Origin of the sequence: Rhizobium sp. S96, assembly GCF_030382195.1 — a bacterium.
GTDB lineage: Bacteria > Pseudomonadota > Alphaproteobacteria > Rhizobiales > Rhizobiaceae > Rhizobium.
The window spans coordinates 82,374-105,223 of sequence record NZ_JAUDRY010000037.1 but is presented as its reverse complement, the minus strand read 5'-3'; the positions used below and the strand labels follow the sequence as shown (position 1 = coordinate 105,223).

Annotated in this window: 26 protein-coding genes; 12 read left to right on the top strand and 14 right to left on the bottom strand. The window is 61.9% G+C overall.

The window, feature by feature from the left end; all coding sequences use genetic code 11:
- Nucleotide 1: 1 nt before the first annotated feature.
- Nucleotides 2-943 (bottom strand): AEC family transporter, encoded by a 942-nt coding sequence (locus QTL94_RS25375; protein ID WP_289803437.1) that lies wholly within the window; start codon nucleotides 941-943, stop codon nucleotides 2-4.
- A 96-nt stretch (nucleotides 944-1,039) separates the two neighbouring features.
- On the opposite strand from QTL94_RS25375, the gene QTL94_RS25370 reads away from it, so the two are divergent.
- Entirely contained in the window at nucleotides 1,040-1,945 is a 906-nt protein-coding gene (locus QTL94_RS25370; RefSeq protein ID WP_289803436.1) for a LysR family transcriptional regulator, read from the top strand.
- A 90-nt stretch (nucleotides 1,946-2,035) separates the two neighbouring features.
- Nucleotides 2,036-2,395, top strand: a complete 360-nt coding sequence (locus QTL94_RS25365) for an antibiotic biosynthesis monooxygenase family protein (RefSeq protein WP_065689739.1) — start codon at nucleotides 2,036-2,038, stop codon at nucleotides 2,393-2,395.
- A 158-nt stretch (nucleotides 2,396-2,553) separates the two neighbouring features.
- Here the strand turns inward: QTL94_RS25365 and QTL94_RS25360 are convergent, their stop codons facing one another.
- The gene (locus QTL94_RS25360) at nucleotides 2,554-2,874 is read right to left on the bottom strand and encodes an ATPase inhibitor subunit zeta (RefSeq protein WP_289803435.1); all 321 of its coding nucleotides are present in this window, start codon (nucleotides 2,872-2,874) and stop codon (nucleotides 2,554-2,556) included.
- A 283-nt stretch (nucleotides 2,875-3,157) separates the two neighbouring features.
- Here QTL94_RS25360 and QTL94_RS25355 point away from each other — a divergent pair, with 283 nt between their 5' ends.
- Nucleotides 3,158-3,709, top strand: coding sequence for a phosphatase PAP2 family protein (locus tag QTL94_RS25355; protein WP_065689740.1), 552 nt, complete (start codon nucleotides 3,158-3,160; stop codon nucleotides 3,707-3,709).
- A gap of 121 nt (nucleotides 3,710-3,830) precedes the next feature.
- On the opposite strand, the gene fdhA is transcribed toward QTL94_RS25355, so the two are convergent.
- Entirely contained in the window at nucleotides 3,831-5,021 is a 1,191-nt protein-coding gene (gene fdhA, locus QTL94_RS25350) for a formaldehyde dehydrogenase, glutathione-independent (protein WP_065690240.1), read from the bottom strand.
- Nucleotides 5,022-5,265: 244 nt separating this feature from the next.
- On the opposite strand from fdhA, the gene QTL94_RS25345 reads away from it, so the two are divergent.
- Nucleotides 5,266-5,574: a Dabb family protein gene (locus tag QTL94_RS25345; RefSeq protein ID WP_065689741.1), complete on the top strand. Its 309-nt coding sequence runs from the start codon at nucleotides 5,266-5,268 to the stop codon at nucleotides 5,572-5,574.
- A gap of 13 nt (nucleotides 5,575-5,587) precedes the next feature.
- Here the strand turns inward: QTL94_RS25345 and QTL94_RS25340 are convergent, their stop codons facing one another.
- From QTL94_RS25340 to QTL94_RS25315, 6 genes are all read right to left on the bottom strand, one after another.
- Nucleotides 5,588-6,487, bottom strand: a complete 900-nt coding sequence (locus tag QTL94_RS25340) for a metal ABC transporter solute-binding protein, Zn/Mn family (protein WP_289803434.1) — start codon at nucleotides 6,485-6,487, stop codon at nucleotides 5,588-5,590.
- A gap of 16 nt (nucleotides 6,488-6,503) precedes the next feature.
- Nucleotides 6,504-7,376 (bottom strand): metal ABC transporter permease, encoded by an 873-nt coding sequence (locus QTL94_RS25335; RefSeq protein WP_289803564.1) that lies wholly within the window; start codon nucleotides 7,374-7,376, stop codon nucleotides 6,504-6,506.
- Nucleotides 7,376-8,116: a metal ABC transporter ATP-binding protein gene (locus tag QTL94_RS25330; protein WP_289803433.1), complete on the bottom strand. Its 741-nt coding sequence runs from the start codon at nucleotides 8,114-8,116 to the stop codon at nucleotides 7,376-7,378. Before QTL94_RS25330 ends, QTL94_RS25335 begins: the two co-directional genes overlap by 1 nt.
- Nucleotides 8,113-8,241, bottom strand: a complete 129-nt coding sequence (locus QTL94_RS25325; RefSeq protein ID WP_289803432.1) for a hypothetical protein — start codon at nucleotides 8,239-8,241, stop codon at nucleotides 8,113-8,115. Before QTL94_RS25325 ends, QTL94_RS25330 begins: the two co-directional genes overlap by 4 nt.
- A 135-nt stretch (nucleotides 8,242-8,376) precedes the next feature.
- Entirely contained in the window at nucleotides 8,377-8,862 is a 486-nt protein-coding gene (locus QTL94_RS25320) for a peroxiredoxin (protein ID WP_289803431.1), read from the bottom strand.
- Nucleotides 8,863-8,931: 69 nt separating this feature from the next.
- A complete protein-coding gene (locus QTL94_RS25315) occupies nucleotides 8,932-9,771 on the bottom strand; it encodes a protein-disulfide reductase DsbD domain-containing protein (RefSeq protein WP_289803430.1) in 840 nt (279 codons plus the stop codon).
- A gap of 141 nt (nucleotides 9,772-9,912) precedes the next feature.
- Between QTL94_RS25315 and QTL94_RS25310 the strand changes: the two genes are divergently transcribed.
- The 3 genes from QTL94_RS25310 to QTL94_RS25300 all read left to right on the top strand — a co-directional run bounded on the left by QTL94_RS25310 (nucleotide 9,913) and on the right by QTL94_RS25300 (nucleotide 11,940).
- A complete protein-coding gene (locus QTL94_RS25310) occupies nucleotides 9,913-10,518 on the top strand; it encodes a YqgE/AlgH family protein (protein ID WP_065689746.1) in 606 nt (201 codons plus the stop codon).
- 79 nt (nucleotides 10,519-10,597) lie between these two features.
- Nucleotides 10,598-10,789 carry a CsbD family protein gene (locus tag QTL94_RS25305; RefSeq protein WP_289803429.1) on the top strand — a complete coding sequence of 64 codons (192 nt, stop codon included), beginning with the start codon at nucleotides 10,598-10,600 and terminating at the stop codon, nucleotides 10,787-10,789.
- 71 nt (nucleotides 10,790-10,860) lie between these two features.
- On the top strand, nucleotides 10,861-11,940 hold the full coding sequence (locus tag QTL94_RS25300; RefSeq protein WP_289803428.1) for a zinc-binding metallopeptidase family protein: 1,080 nt from the start codon (nucleotides 10,861-10,863) through the stop codon (nucleotides 11,938-11,940).
- A 12-nt stretch (nucleotides 11,941-11,952) separates the two neighbouring features.
- Here QTL94_RS25300 and QTL94_RS25295 read toward each other — a convergent pair whose 3' ends face one another.
- The 4 genes from QTL94_RS25295 to thrC are packed head-to-tail and all read right to left on the bottom strand — an operon-like array spanning nucleotide 11,953 to nucleotide 18,231.
- Nucleotides 11,953-14,865 carry a sensor domain-containing phosphodiesterase gene (locus tag QTL94_RS25295; RefSeq protein ID WP_289803427.1) on the bottom strand — a complete coding sequence of 971 codons (2,913 nt, stop codon included), beginning with the start codon at nucleotides 14,863-14,865 and terminating at the stop codon, nucleotides 11,953-11,955.
- A 10-nt stretch (nucleotides 14,866-14,875) separates the two neighbouring features.
- A complete protein-coding gene (locus tag QTL94_RS25290; protein WP_065689750.1) occupies nucleotides 14,876-15,475 on the bottom strand; it encodes a GNAT family N-acetyltransferase in 600 nt (199 codons plus the stop codon).
- Nucleotides 15,476-15,504: 29 nt separating this feature from the next.
- A complete protein-coding gene (locus tag QTL94_RS25285; protein WP_289803426.1) occupies nucleotides 15,505-16,803 on the bottom strand; it encodes a M16 family metallopeptidase in 1,299 nt (432 codons plus the stop codon).
- Nucleotides 16,804-16,830: 27 nt separating this feature from the next.
- Nucleotides 16,831-18,231, bottom strand: coding sequence for a threonine synthase (thrC, locus tag QTL94_RS25280; RefSeq protein ID WP_289803563.1), 1,401 nt, complete (start codon nucleotides 18,229-18,231; stop codon nucleotides 16,831-16,833).
- 232 nt (nucleotides 18,232-18,463) lie between these two features.
- Between thrC and QTL94_RS25275 the strand changes: the two genes are divergently transcribed.
- Both QTL94_RS25275 and QTL94_RS25270 read left to right on the top strand, forming a co-directional pair.
- Nucleotides 18,464-19,114 (top strand): hypothetical protein, encoded by a 651-nt coding sequence (locus QTL94_RS25275; RefSeq protein WP_289803562.1) that lies wholly within the window; start codon nucleotides 18,464-18,466, stop codon nucleotides 19,112-19,114.
- Nucleotides 19,115-19,178: 64 nt separating this feature from the next.
- Nucleotides 19,179-20,096 carry a diacylglycerol/lipid kinase family protein gene (locus tag QTL94_RS25270; RefSeq protein WP_289803425.1) on the top strand — a complete coding sequence of 306 codons (918 nt, stop codon included), beginning with the start codon at nucleotides 19,179-19,181 and terminating at the stop codon, nucleotides 20,094-20,096.
- On the opposite strand, the gene QTL94_RS25265 is transcribed toward QTL94_RS25270, so the two are convergent.
- Complete coding sequence (locus tag QTL94_RS25265) at nucleotides 20,097-20,786, bottom strand: HAD family hydrolase (RefSeq protein WP_289803424.1); 690 nt, start codon at nucleotides 20,784-20,786, stop codon at nucleotides 20,097-20,099.
- 181 nt (nucleotides 20,787-20,967) lie between these two features.
- On the opposite strand from QTL94_RS25265, the gene QTL94_RS25260 reads away from it, so the two are divergent.
- The 3 genes from QTL94_RS25260 to QTL94_RS25250 all read left to right on the top strand — a co-directional run bounded on the left by QTL94_RS25260 (nucleotide 20,968) and on the right by QTL94_RS25250 (nucleotide 22,845).
- Nucleotides 20,968-21,639: a GntR family transcriptional regulator gene (locus QTL94_RS25260; RefSeq protein ID WP_289803423.1), complete on the top strand. Its 672-nt coding sequence runs from the start codon at nucleotides 20,968-20,970 to the stop codon at nucleotides 21,637-21,639.
- A 200-nt stretch (nucleotides 21,640-21,839) separates the two neighbouring features.
- Nucleotides 21,840-22,418 carry a biotin transporter BioY gene (locus QTL94_RS25255; RefSeq protein WP_289803422.1) on the top strand — a complete coding sequence of 193 codons (579 nt, stop codon included), beginning with the start codon at nucleotides 21,840-21,842 and terminating at the stop codon, nucleotides 22,416-22,418.
- 1 nt (nucleotide 22,419) lies between these two features.
- The gene (locus QTL94_RS25250; RefSeq protein WP_289803421.1) at nucleotides 22,420-22,845 is read left to right on the top strand and encodes a DUF1284 domain-containing protein; all 426 of its coding nucleotides are present in this window, start codon (nucleotides 22,420-22,422) and stop codon (nucleotides 22,843-22,845) included.
- The last annotated feature ends 5 nt before the right edge of the window (nucleotides 22,846-22,850 follow it).

The following is a 22,850-nucleotide window of genomic DNA, read 5'->3' as shown; positions in this document are numbered from 1 at the left end:
ATCACTGCCCGGCAATGGCGAGATAGGCAGAGATCGTCGCGATCGACAGCACCGTCGAGGCAAGCACGACGCGCCCCGTCAGGCTCGCTTCCCGGCCATAGAATTCCGCCAGCATGAAAGGCCCGGTGCCGGTCGGCAGCGCCGCAAGCAGGACGGCGGTGTGCACGGCAACCGGCGGCAGCTTGAGCAGCGGACCGGCGATGATCCAGGTCACGGCGGGTTGCGCGATCAACTTGAGCCCGACGAGGATGCCTGTCGTCGCCGCCCGTTCGGTGGCAGCCCCCGCCTTCGATCCGGCCAGGAACAGGCCGAGTGCGATCAGCGCGCAGGGCGACGCCGCACCACCGAGAAGCTTCAGGAAGGAATGCATCGGCGCCGGTAGCGGCACGCCGGAGAGCATGAACAGCGCGCCGATAACAGGCGCGATCAGCAACGGGTTCTTGGCCAGCGAGACGAAGGTCTTCGTCGCGATATCCCGCCGCCGCGTCTCCGATTGCAGGCCGCCTTCGATCAGCACGATCGCGACCGCGAAGAGCACGCAGACTGTCAGGATCGTCGAGATCAGCGTCGGCGCCATGCCGGAATCGCCGACCAGCGACAGCACCAGCGGAAAACCGACGAAGCCCGTGTTGGCATAGCTGGCATTGAGGCTGTCGATCGCCGCATCGGCCAGCTGCCGTCCCTTGGCCATCCGCCACCACAGCGTCGCACCGAAGATGATGGCGCAGCCCGACGTAAACGCCAGGATGAAGCCGGGCTGCCAGATCTGCCCAACCTTGGCATTGGCCATGATGTCAAAGAGCAGGGCAGGCAGCGCCAGATAGACCACCAGCCGGTTCACCTCCCGCGTCGCGTTCGGGCCGAGCGCGCCTGATTTCCGCGCAATCCATCCGGTCAGGATCAGGGCGAAGATCGGCAGGACGATCAGGAGATTGGTCAGCATGGGAGGCACTCGGATTGCAAAGACCATTGTCTACCGCCTGACATCAAGATAATCCAATGTCAGTTTGGTGGCTGATTGATGCTGTGGAGGTATTGAATGGATACGCGCCACATGCGCTATTTCGTGGCGCTCGCCGAGACGCTGCACTTCGGCCACGCCGCCGCGCGCATGAACATGAGCCAGCCGCCCTTCAGCCGCCAGATCGCCGCGATCGAGCGGACCCTCGGCGCCCGGCTGTTCGAACGCAACTCCCGCAACGTCGCGCTGACGGCGGCGGGCAAGCATTTCCTCGAAGAGTGCCGCGCGGTGCTCGCCCATTTCGACGCTGCCTGCCGCGACGTGCAGCTGGTGGCATCAGGTGCAAAGGGCGAACTGAAGCTCGGCTTCATGATGAACGCCGCCTACAGCGTCGTGCCGTCCCTGGTGCGAATGTACTCGGAGACACGGCCCGAAGTGCGCCTCGTGCTCGAGGAGCGCATACCGACCGATATCGAGGAAATGCTGATCGAAGGCCGCCTCGACGCTGCCGTCACCTTCGGCGGCAGTCCCGCGCCGCACCTGCGCACCGCGCTTCTCGCCCGCGATCGCCTGCGCCTGATCCTGCCGGATCATCATCCCCTGGCGCGGGTCGACCAGGCCGAGCCTAAGCATCTGGAAGGCGAACGACTGATCGCCGCGCCCGCAAGCGTCACGCCGACGCTGCGCGATGCCATCAGAAACTACTGCGTGGCCGCAGGCGTCGTCCCGCATTTCGCGCTCGAACCGCGCCTGCAGCACACCATCATCCGGCTTGTCGCCGAAGGCCTCGGCATCGCGCTGATCCCGCAATCACTGTGTACGGACCTTGCCGAGGGACTGGTGTCCAGACCAATCGCAAACGCCCCTGAATTCGACATCGTGCTCTGCGCCTCCGCTACCTCGAACAATCCGGCGGTTCCGCAGCTGTTCGAGGTCGCGAAGTCGCTCCATGGCTCTCTGACTCACCCGGATGGCCGCGACTAGGAGCAGGGGCTTCCTTTTCCGACCGGGAGCCCTCGTGGACATTCCCCAACGCCAATGGCAGTTTGAAAATGCACCATTGGAGAATTGGACATGATCATTCGCTCATGGCGGGCCGTTGCCGGGTCAGAGGCGGTCCTCGAAGCCTATGCACATCATCTGAAGACGACCACCTTCGTGGAGATGGCGGAGTTGCCGGGACATCTTGGTGCAACGCTCGCCCGCAAGGTGAAGGGCCACGACAATGAACTCGTCGTTGTCAGCCTCTGGGAAGACATGGAATCCGCGGCGCACTTCATCAAGGGTGAGTTCGATGACGCCGTCGTGAAGCCGAGCACGCAGAAACTGCTGAAGTCCTTCGATCTCAAGGTGGAGTTTTTTGAGACTCTGGTGTCGACAGGCGTGATCGCGGGACATGATTATCAGCCGTCGGCGGACAGCTTTATCGGCTGAGCGGAGAAGTGACGTGGCATCGACGCTCGGTCGCCTCGCGCCAATTGCTCGTCGTTGGGCCCCCACGGCGCCAGCTCGTTAGCGTCGGAAAACCACGGTGAGAATGGTCGAATAGGCGATGTTCTCCGCACATCATAGCAAGAGCCTCGTGCGCTGGCCTATTTCATCAGAGTACGGGCGATCTGCACGACGGCTACATCGCTGGCGTCCGCCCCTTTCGTCGGCTTCCCAGCCTGCAGCCAGGACGCAGTCATGACTTCCTGGACCTCTTCGTCGCACGGAGGGATGCCGGCTTCATGGAAGTCTCGACGGATCGTCGCCAGGATGTCGTTGCGGTCAACATCGAGTGCATCCCTTGCGAGCCCATCAGAATAGGCCTTTGCCTCTTCTCGACTGAATCCCATCTTGTCCGCGGCCCACATGCCGACCAGCTTATTGCGCCGGACCATTCTCATTGCATCTGTGCGCATCCCAGCCATCGAAATCTCCCGCATTGGCCTTGAAGTAGGTTAGCACAAATCTCAGGCGGGATTTCTGTCAATCGCTCTCGGACCAAACGTTTCGCTCGCGCCCATCCTGAGGGTTCACCAATTACACCGGCAGCCCACCGCCGGGCGATGCCGCCGCCCCCCAAACCGCTAGGCGCCTTGCCGCGTTGCGGTCAGCGCCTTTCGGTATGCCCTCTCATGCGAGAGGGAAGTTCAGGACCCTGTCAGAAAGCTCAGGCACACCGGCCGCTCGAAAGCAGCAATGAGGCCAATGATGTACGAGTTCGACGCGGCGGTAACCCACGCTATCAACGGTCTCTCGAACCGGAACCAGTTTGCCGACCTTGCGATGGTCTACGTTTCAATGATCGGGGTTCCGATCCTTGTCCTGCTTGTGGCCGTACAATGGTGGCGCCGGGACGATCGCAGCCATGTCAGACATGTGCTCGTTGCGTCCGGCCTGTCGTTTCTTCTCGGCCTTGCGATCAACCAACTCATACTGCTCGTCGTGCACAGGATCCGACCCTACGATGCGGGTGTCACGCATCTGCTGATTGCGCCCAGCGCCGATCCGTCCTTTCCCTCCGACCACGCGACGGCAGCATTCGCGATAGCCGCGGCCCTCCTGTTCCATGACATGCGCAAACTGGGAGCGGCGTTTTTCGTGGCGGCGCTTGTGGTTGCCGTATCCCGCGTCTTCATCGGCACGCATTATGTCGGGGACGTTGTCGGCGGCGCGCTGACGGGTTTTGCCGCAGCGGCTATCGTTCGGTTGATCTACCGCGAAGATACGGCGCTGGATCGAGCGGTGGTGAGGATTCTCTAGCGCCCGTCTTGCCAGGCTCCGGCGCCTCATCTGCAAAGTGCCCGATGGGCACTGTTTCTCCAGCGAAATTTGCTTGGCTGGAGGAGCGGCTGTGTGACAGCCGCTCCAAGCCCTAACGACTTCAAGCGGCCTTCGCGACATCCCCGTGCGGGTCGAGCACGAATTTCGTCGCCGCCCCGTGGTCGAAGCTCTCGTAGCCCTGCACGGCTTCTTCGAGCGGGATCACCTTGGCGTTGACGATGTCGGCGATCGGCAGGCGGTCGTGGAGGATCGCCTGCATCAGCTGTCTGTTGTACTTCAGCACCGGTGTCTGGCCGGTATGGAAGGATTGGGCCTTCGCCCAGCCGAGCCCGAAGCGCAGCGACAGGTTGCCGGTCTTGGCCGCACTGTCGACGGCGCCTGGGTCCTCGGTAACGTAGAGGCCGGGAATGCCGATCGAGCCCGCCGCACGGGTGATGTCCATCATCTGGTTCAAGACGATCGCCGGCTGCTCGCCGCCCGAATGGCCGCGTGCCTCGAAGCCGACGGCGTCGATCGCGCTGTCCACCTCGTTGCTGCCGGTCACCTGCGCGATCATGTCGCCCAGCCGGTCGCTCTTCGACAGATCGATCGGCTCGAAGCCGACCTTGGCGGCATGTGCCAGGCGATCCTTGTTGAAGTCGCCGATCATCACCACGGCGGCACCCAGGATACGGGCGGAAGCGGCCGCCGCAAGCCCGACCGGACCGGCGCCGGCGACATAAACCGTCGAGCCGACACCGACGCCCGCACGCACCGCGCCGTGGAAGCCGGTCGGCAGGATGTCTGAGAGCATCGTGAGGTCGCGGATCTTCTCCATCGCCCGGTCACGGTCCGGGAATTTCAGGAGGTTGAAGTCGGCATAGGGGATGGTGACGTAGCGGGCCTGGCCGCCAATCCAGCCACCCATGTCGACATAGCCATAGGCGCCGCCGGCGCGCGACGGGTTGACGGTCAGGCACACACCGGTGTCCTGTGACTTGCAGCAGCGGCAGCGACCGCAGGCGACGTTGAACGGCACCGAGACGATATCGCCGACCTCGAGCATCTCGACATCGATGCCCTTTTCGATGATCTGGCCGGTGATCTCGTGGCCGAGAACCAGCCCCGGCATCGCCGTGGTACGGCCGCGCACCATGTGCTGGTCCGATCCGCAGATATTGGTCGAGATCACCTTCAGGATAACGCCATGCTCTATGCGGCGCCCATCGGGTGCTTCGAGCTTCGGATCATCGATGTCATGGATTTCGACAACGCCGGGCCGCATATAGACGACGCCACGGTTCTTGCTCATTTTCATCTCCTCCGTTGAAAATGCTGCAGGGTTGCGCATGGCTCCTCTTCCTTGCGCAACATAGGGCAGAGCTTAGAGCAGAACAGGCGTGGCGTTGTTCCGTTTACGACGGTTACCGCATTTGAAATGGCCACCCCGAAGAAACGCTTGGGCGAGCCGCGCATCGCGCAGGAGATGCCTTCGTGGGTTGTCCTGTTATGTTTTCTCTCTATTGTGCCGACGATATCATTCGGGAGGTCACCATATGATTCTGCACTGCGTGCTGATGCGGCTGAAGGCCGCGATGTCGGGCGAAGAGAAGCAATCCTTGTTCGAATCGATCGTCGCGCTGAAGCAGTTGATCCCCGGCATCCTCGACATCAAGCATGGCCCGAATGTTTCGCCGGAGGGCCTGCACGCAGGGTTCGTCGATGGCTTCACGGTCACCTTCGAAAGCCCGGAAGCGCGCGATGTCTATCTTGTTCACCCCGAACACGTCGCCGTCGGCGAGCGCATAGTCTCGTCGACGGACGGCGGGCTGGGCGGGCTGATCGTATTCGATCTGCAGGTCTAGCCTTCGCGGGCGATCACATCGTCTTTGCCATCGCGGCGGCGATCTGGTCGACGTTGTAGCGGAACATCTTCTCGTAGGTCGGCGCCGGTCCCTTCGGTGCCGACAGTGACTCGACGTAGAGTTCGCCGCCCGGTTCCGCGCCCGTCGCCTTGGCGATCTGCTTCACGAGACGCGGATCGTTGGAGTTCTCGAAGAAGTACGTCTTCACGTGCTCCGCCTTGATCTGCTCGATCAGCCTGGCGACGTCGGCCGCCGACGCTTCGCTTTCGGTCGATACGCCGAGCGGGGCGAGAAAGCCGACATTATACTCCCGGCCGAAATAGCCGAAGGCATCGTGGCTCGTCAGCACCTTCCGGCGATCGTCAGGTATGGTGTCGAATTTCGAATGCGCATAGGCATCCAGCGCATCGAGCGTCTTGCCGTAGGCCGCGGCGTTGGCCTTGAACGCGGCGGCATCAGCCGGATCGGCCGCCGACAGCGCCTTCTCTATATTGGCAACCCAGACCTTGACGTTGACAGGGCTGTTCCACACGTGCGGGTCGGTTACCGTTTGCCCGTCCTCTTCCATGGTGCGGGTATTGATGCCGTCCGATACCATGATCGGCTGACCCTTGTAGCCCGAGGCGCTGATCAACCGGTCCATCCAGCCTTCCAGCCTCTCGCCACTGACAAAGGCGACTTTCGCTGCCTTGAGGTTCCTGGCATCGGCGGGCGACGGCTCGAACTCGTGGGGGTCGCCGTTCGGACCGACGAGGCTCGTGACCTTCACATGCTCGCCGCCGACCTGGCTGACGACATCGGCAAGCACGGTGAACGACGCGACCACCTTCAAGGTTTCGGCCGAGGCCGGTCTGGCCGAAAGGCTCATCAAGAGAGGAAGCGTAGCGGAAAGAAGCAGTCTGTGGGACATCATGAAAGTCTCCTGGATGTCAGCCCGTCAGATGCGGGCGGGGAAAATAGCGCCGGAGAATGCCCGACGGTGCGAAAACGATGGAAAGCCCGTAGAGTAGCGCCGCAGTCACGATCACCGTCGGCCCTGAGGCGAGCTCGAGGTGATAGGAGGCGATGAGGCCGAGGTAACCTGATGCGGTGGCACTTGCGGCGGCAACGACCATCATCGATGCCAGGCTGCGCGCCCAGAGCTGGGCTATAGCTGCCGGCAGCATCATCAGGCCCACGGCCATCAGCGTGCCAAGCGCCTGGAAGCTGGCGACGAGATTGAGGACGACGAGCAGCAGGAAGAGCAGGTGATAGACCGAGCCGCGGGCGCCGATCGCCCGAAGGAAGCTCGGATCGAAGCATTCGACAACCAATGGCCGGTAGATGACCGCGAGCACGATGAGCGTCAGCGTCGTGATGGCGCCGATCTGAAAGAGGGCAGGGTTGTCGATCGCCAGAATTGTGCCGAAGAGAACATGCAGCAGGTCAATGTTCGACCCGCGCAGCGACACGATCAGCACGCCGAGCGCCAGCGAAGCGAGATAGAAGCTGGCGAAGCTTGCATCCTCCTGCAGCACCGTCGCGCGGCTGACGGCGCCCGACAGGAGCGCCACCGCGACCCCGGCGATCAGCCCGCCCAAGCCCATTGCCGTCAGAGACAACGATCCGGCGACGAGGTAGCCGATGGCGGCACCCGGCAGGATGGCGTGGCTCATCGCATCGCCGACCAGGCTCATCCTTCGCAGCATCAGAAACACGCCGATCGGGCCGGATCCGAGCCCCAGGCACAGGCAGGCGACGAGCGCACGGCGCATGAAGCCGTATTCGATAAAGGGCGAAAAAAGCAGATCGTGAAGCGTCATCATGCGGCCGGCTCGCAGATGTCCGCGTCGGCATCCCAGCGTTCCGCCATGGCGCGCGCTTTCAGCAGGTTTTGCGCCGACATCACCTCCGCGGTCGGCCCCCACGCGATCGACTCGCGGGCAAGCAGCAGGGACTGCGGAAAATGGGCGCGGATCTGCTCGAAATCATGAAGTACGGCAATCACCGTCCGGCGTTCGCCATGCCATCGTGCGATGATATCGAGCAGGTCACGCGTGGTTCGCGCGTCGATCGCGGTGAACGGCTCGTCGAGAAGGATCACCTTGGCATCCTGCAGCAACAGCCGGGCAAACAGAACGCGCTGCAACTGGCCGGCCGACAGCGAGCCGATCTGCCGGCTCTCGAAGCCCTCCAGGCCGACAGTAGACATGGCTTGCAAAGCGTTCGTCATCTCGCCTTTGCCGACGCGCCCGAACGCGCCGCTTTGCCGCCAGGCGCCGATCAAGACCGTTTCGATCACGGAGATCGGGAAGCGGCGGTCGATATCGGCCGCCTGGGGAAGATAGCCGAATTCGTTGCGCCGCAGGCCGTGTTCGATTGTCCCGGCGGCGGGCTGAAGCTCCCCTGCGATCGCCTTCAGCAGCGTTGACTTGCCGGCGCCGTTGGGGCCGGCGATGGCAGTCAGGCTGCCCGCCGTGATCGTACCCGAGATATGATGGACGGCCGGGTGCCTGTTGTAAGCGATGGTGACGTCGTCAAACCGGATCACGTCGGAGCTCATGGCAGCCGCGCGGCCCAGCTGATCGCTCCCCAGAGCATTCCGACCAGCAGAAGCACGCCGAGGACGCGCGTGGCGGCGGAATAGCCGATCAGTCTCGTCCTGATATCCAACCGTGTCTCGCTCATTGATACCTCGTTAATGTAATAACATTACGTGTTATGTTATAACGAATGCGGCAAAATAGTGGCGAAACGCGAAGGGCATAAAAACAAAAAAAGCGGCCGAGGCGGCCGCTTTCGCTGGTCAATCAGGACGGGCGATCAGAGCTGCTCGAGCATCGTCGCGGCGCCGGAAACCGTGGCCTGGCCGGGGTTCTCCTCGACGTTCAGCGACTTTACGACGCCATCCTCGACAAGCATCGAATAGCGCTTCGACCGCACGCCGAGACCGCCGCCGGAAAGATCTGCATCCAGCCCGAGCGCCTTGGTGAAGGAGGCATCCCAATCGGGGAGGAAATGGATCTTGCCCAATCCGCCGGTCGATTGTGCCCAGGCGCCCATGACATGCCAGTCATTGACTGCGACGACGGCAATTTCGTCAACGCCCTTGGCGAGAATGGTATCGCGGTTTTCGAGATAGCCGGGCAGGTGATTGAGGGTGCAGGTCGGCGTAAAGGCGCCGGGCACGGCGAAGAGCACGACACGCTTGCCCTTGAACAGGCTTTCCGTGGTCGTCTCGACCGGGCCGTCCGCCGTCTTTTCCTTGAACGTTGCCGCGGGAAGTTTGTCGCCGATTGCGATTGTCATGGCACTCTCCTGGTCTTGGCTGTAGGGCGGCCGTAGCCGCGCGATTGGTCGGTGGACTATAGAAATGGCTTAGTCAAAGGCAAGTGGCGTTTCGATTGCGCGGGCGCCATCGATCACCATGACGCTCCAGCTCCTTCCGTGAATATCGTAGTTCTTGGGCAGCTTGCCGATGGCGACCGTCGTGGTGAAATCCCTGTTGTCGCGCTTGCCGTCCAGCTGTTTGGTGAAGACGTACCCGCTGGGGCCGGCCACGATCACATCCGGAACGCGGCTGCCGCCTTCAGGCAGGGTCACGGAAAGGCTCAACTCCTTTCGATCGGCAGAAAGCGCATGCGCCGTGACCTGGAAATCCGGGGAAGGGGCCTCCGGCAGGCGTGCTGCTGCCGCGCTCAAGATCTGTTCCTCCTCCGGGCGTGAGCGCGCGGCTGGCGAAAGCTCCAGCGTCAGTTCGGCCTGGAATGGCACGCAGATATCCTTGCAGATGCCGATGAAAGCGTTCGCCTTGATTTCCTTTGGCGTCCCGCCCGTGGCCGACAGTTCGAGCGGAAAGGTCAGCGGTGCGTCGTAGGCGACTTCGTCGACACGTCCGTCAGCGATGTGTTTCGGGATCGGGTAAAGCATGCGGTCGAGCGTCACACCACCGTCCGAGGCGATTGTCACCTGCGGCGGAATGCCGTTGTTTCCGGGCTCCCGCCAATAGGTGATCCAGCCGGGTTTCGGCTCGATTTGCAGCCCTGCCCGGATCTTTCCATCGACATCCGGCGGCAAGGCCACCAGTCGCATCCGCCCGCCCTCGTTGTCGGCCCAGGCGGACATCTCCGCCCGCACGGGAGAAATGACGGACAAACATATGCCGGCCGAAACGACAGCGCGCTGCAATAGTTTAGGAAAGCGGGAAATAATGATCATGGAACAAAGGTTTATTGAAAACCCGGAAGTTCGGCCAGAAGACCGGGCCAATTTATTTTTCATTTTCAGTTGATTGATCTGTGAGATTGGCACATGTTTCATGTGTCGGGGCCTCGTGCGGTCTGGCAGCAGGAGGTACGGATGTCCTTGTCAACGCTGAAAAACGGACGTGAACGCGGCTTCTTCGATGGTCAGTTCCTGATTGCCATGCCAGGGATGGCGGACAGCAATTTTTCCCGAACCGTCATCTACATTTGTGCCCACTCGGATGCGGGCGCCATGGGCTTTGTCATCAACAGGCCCCAGGATCTCACCTTTACCGATGTTCTTCTGCACCTGGAAATGATCAAGGACGAAGAGGCGATCATGCTGCCTCCGCATTCCCGCGATCTGTTGATCCAGACGGGTGGTCCAGTCGAAAGCGGCCGCGGCTTCGTGCTCCATTCGGACGATTATCTCTGCGAGTCCAGTATCCCGGTCAGTGATGATATCTGCATGACCGCGACGCTGGATATCATTCGCGCCATCTCGAAGGGCGCCGGCCCCAAGCGAGCAACCATGCTGCTTGGTTATGCCGGCTGGGGCGCTGGTCAGCTGGAGGCCGAGGTCGGCAACAATGGCTGGCTGAACTGCCCGGCCAACGAAGAATTGATCTTCGATCGCAATCTTGACGACAAATATGAGCGCGCGCTCGCGGGCATGGGCGTCACGGCCGCGATGCTGTCGACCGAAGCCGGTCACGCATAATTCTATCCGGAACGATTTGGCTATCATGGCGTTTCCATCTGGCAGGCGGGCATAAAGCGCGCCAACAAGGAGACACAAGATGGGTAGCACCACCGACAAGATTTCCGGTAAGACGAACGAAATCGCCGGCAAGGCGAAGCAGACGATCGGAAAGGCTTCCGGCGATAACTCCCTTCGAGCCGAAGGCACGGCTCAGGAAGCAAAGGGCAAGGCCCAGGTTGCGACCGGCAAGGTCAAGGATAAGCTGAAGAATGCTGTAGACCGGCTCTGATCTGCCGATCTCGTTTTTCGAAGTGGCCCGTTGCGTTTTTGCGCAGCGGGTTTTTCTGATGGAGGCGCGCGGTGAGGCTCTTTGTATGTGACAACTGCGACCAGGTTGTTCATTTCGACAATCGCCAATGCGTGAGGTGCGGCTATCGCCTCGGCTTCCTGCCAAATGGTCTGCGGATGCATGCCGTCCAGCAGCAGGACGGAGATCTCTGGCAATACGTAGCCCAACCGGACCTCGTGCGGTTCTGCGCCAACGCTGGCCTCGATATCTGCAACTGGCTCGTCGAGGATGGCGAGGCTGGTGGCTACTGTGTCGCCTGCCGACATAACCGGCTCGTGCCCAACTCTGAGACGCAGGATGGCGTCGACCGCTGGCGTCGCATCAGTCAGGCCCAACGACATCTCTTTTACTCGCTCTTGCGTTGGCGGCTGCCGCATCCGGATCGCATGCAAGATCCCGCTGGCGGCCTTGTTTTCGACTTCCTCGAAGATGTCGTCCAGCCCGACGGTAGTGTGGTCCCGGCGATGACGGGACACGAGGAAGGCCTGATCGCAATTCGCGCCGCCGAGGCCGACGATCTCACGCGTGAACAGGCGCGGACCTCGATGAACGAGCCATACCGAACACTGCTCGGCCATTTTCGCCACGAGACCGGCCATTTCATCTGGAACCGGCTCGTGCGCGACAGGAACAGTTTCGATGGGTTCCGGGCCGTTTTTGGCGATGAGCGTCAGGATTACAACGCGGCCCTTGAGCAGCACTACGAAAATGGTGCGCGCCTCGGCTGGCAGGATAGCTTCGTCAGTGCCTACGCCAGCGCCCACCCCTGGGAAGATTTTGCGGAGTGTTTTGCGCACTATCTCCACATCGTCGACACCTTGGAGACGGCGCGCGCCTTCGGCATCGCGATCGCGCCCCGCGGCCATGAGGAGATGGCGGCCGAGGTGGATTTCGACCCCTATCGAGCCGCAAGCGCCGCTCAGCTTGTCGACGAGTGGGTGCCGCTCAGCGTTGCGATCAACTCGATACAGCGCAGCATGGGGCAGCCCGATTCCTATCCATTCGTGCTGTCCTCGCCCGTGGTCGCCAAGCTTGAATACATGCATCAGCTGATAGCAGGGGCCGCTACGCCGCGACAGGCCGCGGCATAGCTCGATGTTCTCTTAGGCGCGTCTCGTCAGCGGGAAGCGCTCTTTCAGCAGGCGCAGCACCGATTCCGAGGCCATTGGCGGTCCGAAAAGATAGCTCTGCCCATAGGTGCAACCCATCTTCGCCAGCTCGATTGCGTCCTCGTTGGACTCAATACCTTCGGCCACCACCTTCATCTCGAGCTCTCGTGCCATCGAGATGACGGAGCGAAGCACGGTTGCCTTCTTGTCGCTGCCGTCGCGCACCAGAGTCTTGTCGAGCTTGATCGTGTCGAACGGGAAGCGGGTGAGATAGGCAAGCGAGGAGTAGCCGGTGCCGAAATCGTCCAGCGCCAGTCCGAGGCCGGCGCCGCGTAGCTTTTCCAGAACGAGACGGGCTTGTTCCGGGTTTTCCATGACCATGGATTCCGTCAGCTCGAGCTTGAGGCGCGACGGCTCGCAATGCGTCTTTGCAAGGACCGAGCGAACGTCTTCGTAAAGTGAATTGTTCAGCAGCTGCGCACTGGACAGGTTGATCGAGACGAAGATCGGCAATTCGCCGGTCTGGCTTTCCCAGCTCATCAGGTCGTTCGTTGCCTGTTCCAGCGCGAAGATGCCGAGCGTGTTGATGATGTCGGACGCTTCCGCGATCGGAATGAATTCCGAAGGCGGAATGCTGCCGCGCTTGGGATGCTCCCACCGCATCAGCGCTTCGAAACCGGCGATCTCCACATCCTCCAGCCCGGCGATCGGCTGGTACACCATGGAGAGTTCCTTGCGCTCGATTGCCCGGCGCAGGTCGGTTTCGAGCTGCAGCCGATCGGCGCCGAAGTCGCGGAAGGCAGGTTGGAACGGCTCGACGCGGTTGCCGCCGGCGCGCTTGGCGCGGTACATGGCAAGCTCCGCATCGCTCAGCATTCCGGACGCGCTTTCCTGCTGGTCGACAAAGGAGGTGAGGCCGATGGATGCCGTCAGGATGATCTCGCGGTTGGCGAAGTTGATCGGCACCATGATCGCCTTGCTGATGGCATCGGCAAAATCGGCGACCTTGGCCGGGTCTCGCTCCGAAACCAGGATGAGACCGAACTGATCGCCAGCAAGCCGCGCCAACGTATCTTGCGGCTTCAGCAGCCGCCGCAGCCGGCGCGTCAGCGCGATCAGGATGTTGTCGCCCGCGGCGATCCCCAGCGTATCGTTCACGAGCTTATAGCGGTCGATATCGATGACCATCACCGTCGGGCGAAACGCGTCGCCGCTCGGCGCCAGGGTCAGGACGCCCTGCAGGCGGTCGAGGAACAGTTGCCGGTTCGGAAGGCCGGTCAGATTGTCGTGCAGCGCGTCCTGCAGCAGGCGTTCGACGGAATTCTTCTGTTCCGTCACGTCAACGATCGTGCCGACGCAACGGATGATCTCGCCATTGGAACCGAGCACGGGCCGCGCGCGGATCAGCAGCCAGTGGAAGTGGCCGTCTTCGGCGCGAATTCGGAACTCGTGATTGAGGCGCCCGCGGCGATGCTCCAGCAGCACATCGAGCGTTGCCCGGAAGCGGTCGCGATCGTCGGGATGCAGACGCGGCAGCCAGTTGCGGGCCGCCCCGTGCATGGCACCGGCGGGGAGGCCAAGCTTCACCGAAACATCGGGGATCGTGACGACACGGTCGCGCGCTACGTCCCAGTCCCAGACCGTGTCGCCGGAGCCTGTCAGAGCCAGCGACTGCCGCTCGAGATCGGAGAACAGTCCTTGCTGGAACGCGCCGCCCGCAAAGGCGTGCTGCATCACGGTAAAGCCGATCAGGAGCACGATAAGAACCAGGCCGCCACCCAGCGCCGGCTGGATGATGTCGTTGTCGAGTCGGCCGGTAATCGTCAGCCAGGCCCCGAATATCCAGACGAGGATGAGCGCCCAGGCCGGCACCAGGAGAATTGCGCGATCATATCGGTTGAGGCCGAGATAGACGATCAGCAGCAGCCCGACCGTCGCGGTCAGGGCAAAGGAGAGGCGGGCCACGCCTGCCGCAATGGCAGGATCGTAGATCGCGACGCCGAAGAGCAGCGCGAGGCCAAGTACCCAGGCAAGCGTCAGGTAGCCGAGATGCGTGTGCCAGCGATTGAGGTTGAGATAGGTGAACAGGAAGATGACGAAGCTAGACGCCAGCGCGACTTCCGTACAGGCGCGCCATATTCGTTGGTCGGACGAAGCGATGCTGACGAGCTTGCCGAGAAAGCCGAAGTCGACGCAGATGTAGCCGAGTACAGCCCAGGCGAGGGCTGCCGTCGCGGGCAGCATCGAGGTGCCCTTCACCACGAACAGGATCGTCAGGAACACCGCGAGCAAGCCTGCGATACCGAGAACGATGCCGCGATAGAGCGTAAAGGCGTTGATCGTGTCCTTGTAGGCATCCGGCTCCCACAGATAGATCTGCGGCAGTTCGGGGCTTGTCAGCTCGGCAACGAAGGTGATGACGGCGCCCGGGTTGAGCGTGATGCGGAAGACGTCGGCTTCATCGCTCGGTTGCCGGTCCAGCGCGAAGCCTTCGCTCGGCGTGATCGCGATGATGCGCTGCGAGCCGAGATCCGGCCAGAAAAGCTTGGAGTTCACCAGTCGGAAGTGGGGCGCCACGATGACGCGCTCGAGCTGTTCGTCGGAGACGTTGGCGAGCGCAAAGACCGCCCAGTCGCCCTGGTGGTTGTCCGAGCTGGCACGTACCTCAATACGGCGCCGAATACCATCGGCGCCTGCCGCGGTGGAGACCTGGAAGGCCTCACCCTGGTTGGCATAGATTTCGGTGGTGGCGGTGAGATCGAGAGCCGTGTCGTCGCGGGAAATCTTTACCGGTTCGGCGGCCTCCACGGCACCTGCCATGAGGGCCAAGGCTGACAGCATAAGCGCTGCGATCACCGCGATCACTCGTCCGGCCGGTGATGAGGGCAGCATACGTTTTTTCGTCATCGGCTGTCGGTTATCCTGCCTTATCGGCGTCGGTGGCCAAAAGTGAGAACATCACATGGTCATGCCACTGACCGTTGATCTTCAAGTATCCGCGCAGATAGCCCTCCCGCTTAAACCCGGCTTTCTCAAGCAGGCGGATGCTCCGAGCGTTGTCTGGAATACAGGCTGCTTCGATGCGGTGCAACTCAAGCGCTGCGAAGATGTAGGGTATAACCAGCCGAAGTGCGGCGAACATATGACCCTGGCCCGCATGAGCCTCGCCCATCCAGTAACCGATCATGCAGCTTTGTGCGGCGCCGCGCCTGATATAGCCGATGGTAATGCCGCCCAGCAGCGTCATCGTGTCCTTGCGAAACAGGAAGAGGGGGATCGCCTGCCCGGAGGCATATTCCTGTTTGCCGCGAATGACGCGGGCGCGATAGGCGCCCTCCGTCAATTCGTCGCGTCTCCAGGTCGGCTCCCAGGGCTCCAGAAACTGCCGGCTTGCCGCCCGCAGCTTGTGCCACTGGTTGAAGTCCTGGTAACGCGGCAGGCGCAGCACATAGTGCTCGTTCTCAAGCTCGACTGCTTCCGGCTGCCGCGACAGGAACCGAAAAACCGATTTTGGCATCGATCACTCCCGGCAGGAACTACGTCGGTTCAGAGGCTCGCCTGTTTGCTTTGCGCGGCGGGAGCCGACAGGGAGGCGGCGATGTCCTCCATCGGAGCCAGATGCTCGAGCGGGCCGATTGCCGAAAGGGTCGGTACGGTGTCGAAAAACAGGCGTCCGGCAAGATCGGTGAGCCGGTCCACGGTGATGCCTTCCAGCCGTTCCATCATCTCCGGATTGGAGATCGGGCGGCCGTAGAGCATCATCTGGCGGGCGATCTGGCCGGCGCGCGCCGCGGGGCTTTCCTGGCCCATCAGCAGCTGGGCTCGGATCTGGGCGCGGGCGCGTTCGATTTCCTTGTTCTCGATCTTGGCCGACGACTTGTGCAGTTCGTCGATGATGACGGGAACAAGCTCCGGCAGGTTTTCGCCACCGGTCGCCGCGTGGATCCCGAAGATGCCGGTATCCGAGAAGCCCCAATGGAAGGCGTAGATCGAGTAGCACAGGCCGCGAATCTCGCGCACTTCCTGGAACAGGCGGGACGACATGCCGCCGCCCAGGATGTTGGCGAGAATCTGCGAACAGTAGAAATCCCGGGCGTGGTAGGCCTTGCCCTCGAAGCCGAGCAGGATCTGTGCATCCATCAGGTCGCGCGTCTCGCGGATGTTGCCGCCGATATACTTGGCGGGCTCCATCACCGGCGTTGCGCTTGGCGTCGTCGGCAGAGATGCGAACCGATCCTCGACCATGCGAACGAATTCATCGTGCTGGACCGCGCCCGTCGCAACGACGAACATCCGATCGGTGGTGTAGTTGCGGCCGAGATAGCCGCGGATTTGCTGCGGTGTGAAGGAAACGACCGTCTGCGGCGTGCCGAGAATGGCGCGGCCGAGCGTCTGGTCGCGATATGCGGTTTCGGAGAACTTGTCGAAGACGACATCGTCGGGCGTGTCGTTTGCCGCGTTGATCTCCTGCAGGATGACCTGCTTCTCGCGCTCGAGCTCTTCTTCGTCGAATGCGGATTCGGTCAGGATGTCGGCCAGGATGTCGACGGCGAGCGGAACGTGATCCTTGAGGACGCGAGCGTAGTAGGAGGTGGTCTCGGTAGAGGTTGCGGCGTTTACTTCGCCGCCGACGTCTTCGATCTCTTCTGCGATTTCGCGCGCGCTGCGGCGTGCTGTTCCCTTGAAGGCCATGTGTTCGAGCAGGTGGGCAATACCGTGCTCATCTGTGGTCTCATTGCGCGAACCTGATTTGATCCACACTCCCAGCGCAACACTTTCCAGGTGTTGCATGGTCTGTGTGACTACTGTCAGCCCGGATTTGAGCCGGGTGCACTCAACTGTCATTGGCTATCTTTCTGCGCCTGCCGTCTCTTAGGACCGGGTCTTCGTGCCGATGAAGGTTTCAACGGCTTTCAGCTCGGGCTTGACGATCTGGTAGCGCTCCTCCTTGTCCATCAAATCAGCAAGCCACGTCGGAAGCGCGGGGTCAATACCGGATGCAGATTTTACGGCTGCGGGGAATTTCGCCGGATGCGCGGTGGCGAGCGTCACCATGGGTGCGTTCGGCCTTTCGTTCTTTTCGGCTACGAAAACACCGATCGCCGAATGCGGATCGAGCAGGTAGCCGGTCTCGGCCAAGGTCTTCTTGATGGTCTGCGCCACCTGCTTTTCGCTGGCGCGTCCGGCGCGGAAGCCCTTCTTGATGAAGGCAAGCGCTTCCGGCGCGATCTCGAAGCCATTCGACTGCTTCAGGCTGTCCATGGCAGCACGAACCTTGGAGGCATCGCGGTCGTAGGCTTCAAACAGCAGGCGTTCGAAGTTTGAGGAGATCTGGATATCCATCGACGGCGAGGTCGTCGCCTTGACGTCCTTCATCTCGTAGCGGCCGGTCTTCAGCGTGCGGGCAAGGATGTCGTTCTCGTTGGTGGCGACCACCAGCTTGTCGATCGGCAGGCCCATGCGCTTGGCGCAGTAGCCGGCGAAGATATCGCCGAAGTTGCCGGTGGGTACGGTAAACGAAATCTTGCGGTCCGGGCCGCCGAGCGCGATCGCGGTGGTGAAGTAGTAGACGATCTGGGCCATGATGCGCGCCCAGTTGATCGAGTTGACGCCGGAAAGCTTGACCTTGTCGCGGAATGCGACGTCGTTGAACATCGCCTTCACGAGGTTCTGGCAATCGTCGAAATTGCCTTCGACGGCGAGCGCATGGACATTCGACGCGGTCGATGTCGTCATCTGGCGCTGCTGTACCGGCGAGACCTTGCCGTGCGGGAAGAGAATGAAGATGTCGGTGCGCTCGCGGCCGGCGAAGGCGTCGATCGCCGCGCCACCGGTGTCACCAGACGTTGCGCCGACGATCGTGGCGCGCTCGCCGCGCTTCTCCAGAGCATAGTCCATCAGCCGTGCGAGCAGCTGCATCGCCACGTCCTTGAACGCCAGCGTGGTGCCGTGGAAGAGCTCCATCACGAAGCTGTTCGGGCCGGTCTGCACCAGCGGCGCGATCGCCGGATGGCGGAAGGTGCCATAGGCCTCTTCGATCATGGCGCGGAACGTTTCGTCAGGAATTTCGCCATTGGTAAAGGGCGACAGGATGGTGAAGGCGATATCCTGATAGCTTTTGCCGCGAAGCGCCCGGATCTCCTTCTTGGAGAACTGCGGCCATTCGCGTGGCACATAGAGCCCGCCGTCGCGCGCCAGGCCTGCCAGCAATGCATCGCAGAAACCGAGCGAAGGGGCTTCACCGCGGGTCGAGATATAGTCCACTGTCGTCATCCTTGATGTGCCGGCCGGGAAAATTCCGGGAGTGAGGGAAGCCATGTCTCGTGGCGCATCCGGCTTGCGATGTCGCCCATCGCCGCTTGCGGTCCCGAAATGTGCATCAAAACAGTGCGTACCCAATCGATTTTTGTTTGCGCCGCTGATATAGACCATCGCAAACTGTCACGAAAGGCCCCGTCCGCAAGTCGTTGGGCCTCCCAAAAAACTTTCTGAAAAGGGTGGAATAATCGTGCTTCGCAAGGTCTCGCGTCTCATCGTTTCTGCATCGGTCGCCGCTATTTTGGTCAGCTGCAATTCGCTCGGCGTCGGCGGCGGGGACAGCGCGACCTCGACATCGACGCAGTCCGGGGGAAATGCGCAGATCATGCCGATGGCGCCTGCAAACCCCTCTTCGAACGATCCATCCATCGGTACCGCAAAGACGGCAACCGGCAATACCGCGCCGGTCGTGCAGGGCGCATGCCCTCAGATCTTCATGAAGGATGCCGAGGCGGTGTTCCGGAGCTATGCAGGCGGTGCGAAGACGGGTGACGCGCAGAAGCTGGCCTATCAGGCTTCGATCGGCGACTACACGCGCCAGTGCACGCTCAGCGAGACGAACCTCAACATGACCGTCGTCGCGCAATTGCGCGTTCTTGCTGGCCCGGCCGGCAAGGCGGGCACTGTGACGCTGCCGATCCGCATCACCGTGCTCGACGGCGAAGATGTGCTCTATTCGGAAGTCACGAATTTCCCGGCGCAGGTTTCTGCCGACGCGGCCACCCAGGTCCTGTTCCGCAAGGATGGCGTCAAGATGCCGGTCGGTTCGGGCTCGCTCGTGCGCGTCAACATCGGTTTCGACCAGGGCGCGCCGAAGGGCACCAAGAAGAAGAAATAAGCCAGGATCTTCCTTGTCTCACTGACGTCACCGTGGTCTCGGCCGGGCCGGGGGGAATTGCTGCGTGAAAATCGGATTGGTTTTGAATCCCGCCTCCGGACGGAATGGACGACGATCGTTCTGGCCGACACTGCGGCGTGCAATCGAAAAGCAGGGCGCAGATGTAAGCGTCCGGGAAACCCGCGGCCTCGGCGATGCGGAGCGGTTCGCGCGCGAACTGGCTGTGGAGACCGACTTGGTCGTGGCGGTTGGTGGCGATGGAACGATTGGAGAAGTGGCCGGTGGTGTTCTGAAATCCGGCCGTCCCGATGTTGCCTTCTCCTTCATCGCAACCGGGACCGGCTGTGACTTCGCACGCAACTTTGCGATCTCCCGAGATCCGGCCGCAATCGCCGAGCGTTTGACGTCGGCCACCGTGCGGCTGATCGATGCGGGGTTGCTGACGTGCGATGAGGGGAATGGAGAGACGGTCACGCGTCACTTCGCCAATATCGCCAGCTTCGGCGTGTCAGGCCAGATCGTCCGCGCGGTCAATGCCGCGCGCAAGGGCAGACGCCTTCCCGCTGCAATGATCTTCTTTTGCCATAGCGTGCTGCAGATCCTGCGCTATCGACCCTGCAACATTCGCCTCCGGCTTGATGGGGAGGATGTCTATGAAGGGCCGATTACGGCGGTCGCCGTTGCCAATGGCGGTTGGTTTGGCGGCGGCATGAACGTCGCGCCCGCCGCGGACGTTGCCGATGGTTTCTTTGATGTCGTGGTGATGCGCGGCGCGCCGCGCCTGAAGGTCGTGACGTTGATGAACAGCATATACAGCGGCGCTCATCTCAAGAACCCGCTGGTCAGCGTTCATCGCGCGAAGCTTGTCGAAGCCTGGCAAATCGGCAGCGAGGTTGCGTTGATCGACAGCGACGGCGAAGCGCCGGGCAGGCTCCCGGCGCGCTTCGAGGTTCTTCCAGGCGCGCTGTCGCTCAAGCTCTGATTAGAGAGCGCCTTCCCATTCGGCGAGCGCTGCAACGACGCCGGGGAGATCGATCATGCGCGAGATCACGGTTTCAGCGCCTGCTTCCGTCAGCTTGTCGGCATGGGCCGGATAGGTGTGCGACGCGCCGGTAAAGCCGATCACGCGCATGCCGGCGGCACGCGCCGCATGAACGCCGTGAACGGAATCTTCGACCACGACGGCGCGGTTGGTGGGCACGCCCATCTGCTTGGCGCCATGCAGGAAGATATCGGGCTTCGGCTTGACGCGATCCGCGCCGAGATCCTTTGCCGAGAAGATGTTCGGTGCAAAAAGCCGCCCGAGGCCGACTTTGCCGAGCATCATGTCGAGACGTGCGCTGCTGGAGTTGGAGCAGATGCAGCGCTTGAGGTCCAGTCGGGCCAGCGCCGCTTCGACGCCCGCGATCGCCTGAACTTCCTTCTCGAGACGCATGTCGAGAAGCTTCTCGGATTTGTCGAGCAGCGATGCGGAAATCGGGATGCTCGCTTCGCGCTCGACCTGCAGTAGAATGTTCTGCCAGGTCATGCCGGCGAAACGCTCGCCCATTTCCTCGATGCTGATCGGGTAGCCCGCTTGGGTCAGAAGTGTGGACTCAACGTCCGCAGCAATGATTTCGGAATCGACCAGAACGCCGTCGCAGTCGAAGATGATGAGGTCGAAGCCGTCCATATACTCACGCCTTGTTTGGGATGATGCCGCTTTACACGATGCGCCGCCGAACCTCAACCGATTGAGCGGCATGGCTGGATTGCGCGACACGGGCGGCTCTGTCTCCTTGCCGCCGCAATTGTCTCGAGGGCGCGTTCCGTCTAGCCTCGACAAGCCGATTCAGGGCCTCTAAGGGATTGATATGGGTAAGGAACCTGAAGATACAATCGCCAGCCGCATCAGCCGTGTTCTCGCCGACCGTATCGTCCGCGGGGATCTGGCTGCCGGGGCGCGGCTGCGTCAGGATCATATCGCGGAGGAATTCGGCACCAGCCATGTGCCTGTCCGCGAAGCCTTTCGCCGGCTGGAAGCCCAGGGGCTGGCGATCAGCGAGCCGCGCCGCGGCGTGCGGGTAGCGTCGTTCGACCTCAAGGAAGTCCGTGAAGTGGCAGAGATGCGAGCCGCGCTTGAGGTGCTCGCCCTTCGTCACGCGGCTCCGCATCTGACGCCGGCCATTCTCGATGCGGCCGAAGATGCCGCGCGCGAAGGCGATGCTGCGGCCGATGTCCATGCCTGGGAGGAGGCCAATCGGCGCTTCCACCGCCTTATCCTGGCGCCCTGCAACATGAGGCGCCTGCTGGCCTCCATTGATGATCTGCATGCGGCAAGTGCCCGCTTTCTGTTTTCTGCCTGGCGTTCAGGCTGGGAAAAGCGCACGGATCACGACCATCGCGCCATCCTGCTTGCGCTGCGCGAGGGGCGCTCGGACGAGGCTGCGGCGATTCTCGAGCGACACGTTCAGTGGATTGGGCGTGCGCCGCAGAGTGCTCAATCGGGCAAGACAGTCCGCGAAGCGTTCGCGATCGTCGGTTGATGTCGAAATTATAGATAATTTTCAAAAAGAAGTTTTACGAGATATAACAACGGGTTGTTGTCCTGTTCGTGTTGCCTTTGTTTGCCTTCTTTGGTGCGGGAGCGATTTGCTTAATCGCTCCCGCTTGCGTTTGGCGCCATTCTCTCTCATAAAAATAGATGGAAGTTGATAATTATCTATAATTTTGGAAGGAGAGTTGCATGTCCCTGTTTGAGCCGTCGACCCGTCTGGATTTCGACCCGCTGCGCCTGTCGGCGCGTCCGCTTGCCGTCAAGTCGGCGTTCGTGCTGGCCGGGACGCTGATCCTCGCGCTCGCATCGCAGATCTCGGTGCCGATGGTGCCGGTTCCGATCACCATGCAGACCTTTGCCCTGACCATGATCGGCGCGCTCTATGGCTGGAGGCTTGGCGGCCTCACCGTGCTGGCATGGCTGGCCGAGGCGATGGTCGGCTTTCCGGTTCTTGCCAACGGCGCCGGTGGCCTTGCCCCCTTCATGGGGCCGACGGCAGGCTATCTCGTCTCGTTCCCGATCATTGCGGCTCTTGCCGGTTGGCTTGCCGCACGCGGATGGACCGGCGACCGGATCGTGCTGAGCTTCAGCGCCCACCTCGCGGCCAATATCCTGTGCCTTGCGATCGGCGGCTTGTGGCTCGCCTATCTGCTGGGGATGGAGAAGGCCTGGTTGTTCGGTGTCGCGCCGTTCATTCTCGGCGCCGTGCTGAAATCGGCCCTTGCCGCCGCAGCACTCAAGGCTGTCCGCGTCTATACCGGCCGCTGAGGTGACGGTTCGGCTAAGGACCCACCACCTGCTCTGCATGCTGACGTTCATCGGTGAAGGCTATACGCCTGCCTTCACCGAGAACTACCGGCGCATCGCGGATCGGCTCTCGGCCGGCGAGGACATCGAAATCGTCGCCGGCCCTGACGACATCTGCGCGCCGCTGTTATCGGGCGGTGCCCCGCATTGCCTCAATGCCAGCGTCGTCATGCGCGACGAGGCAGCTGCGGAGGCTGTCGGTCGTTTGCTTGGCATGCCGGTCGGCGAGGGCACGCGGCTGACGCCAGATGGTTCGACGCTCGCAAGGCTGCGCCGCAACTTCGCATTCGGCACGATCCGCCGCGCCTGCGAGGATTGCGAGTGGGCCGAACTCTGCGGACATGTTGCGAACAACGGCTTCAAGGATGTCTTGATCGTCGCGCGGTAACCGGG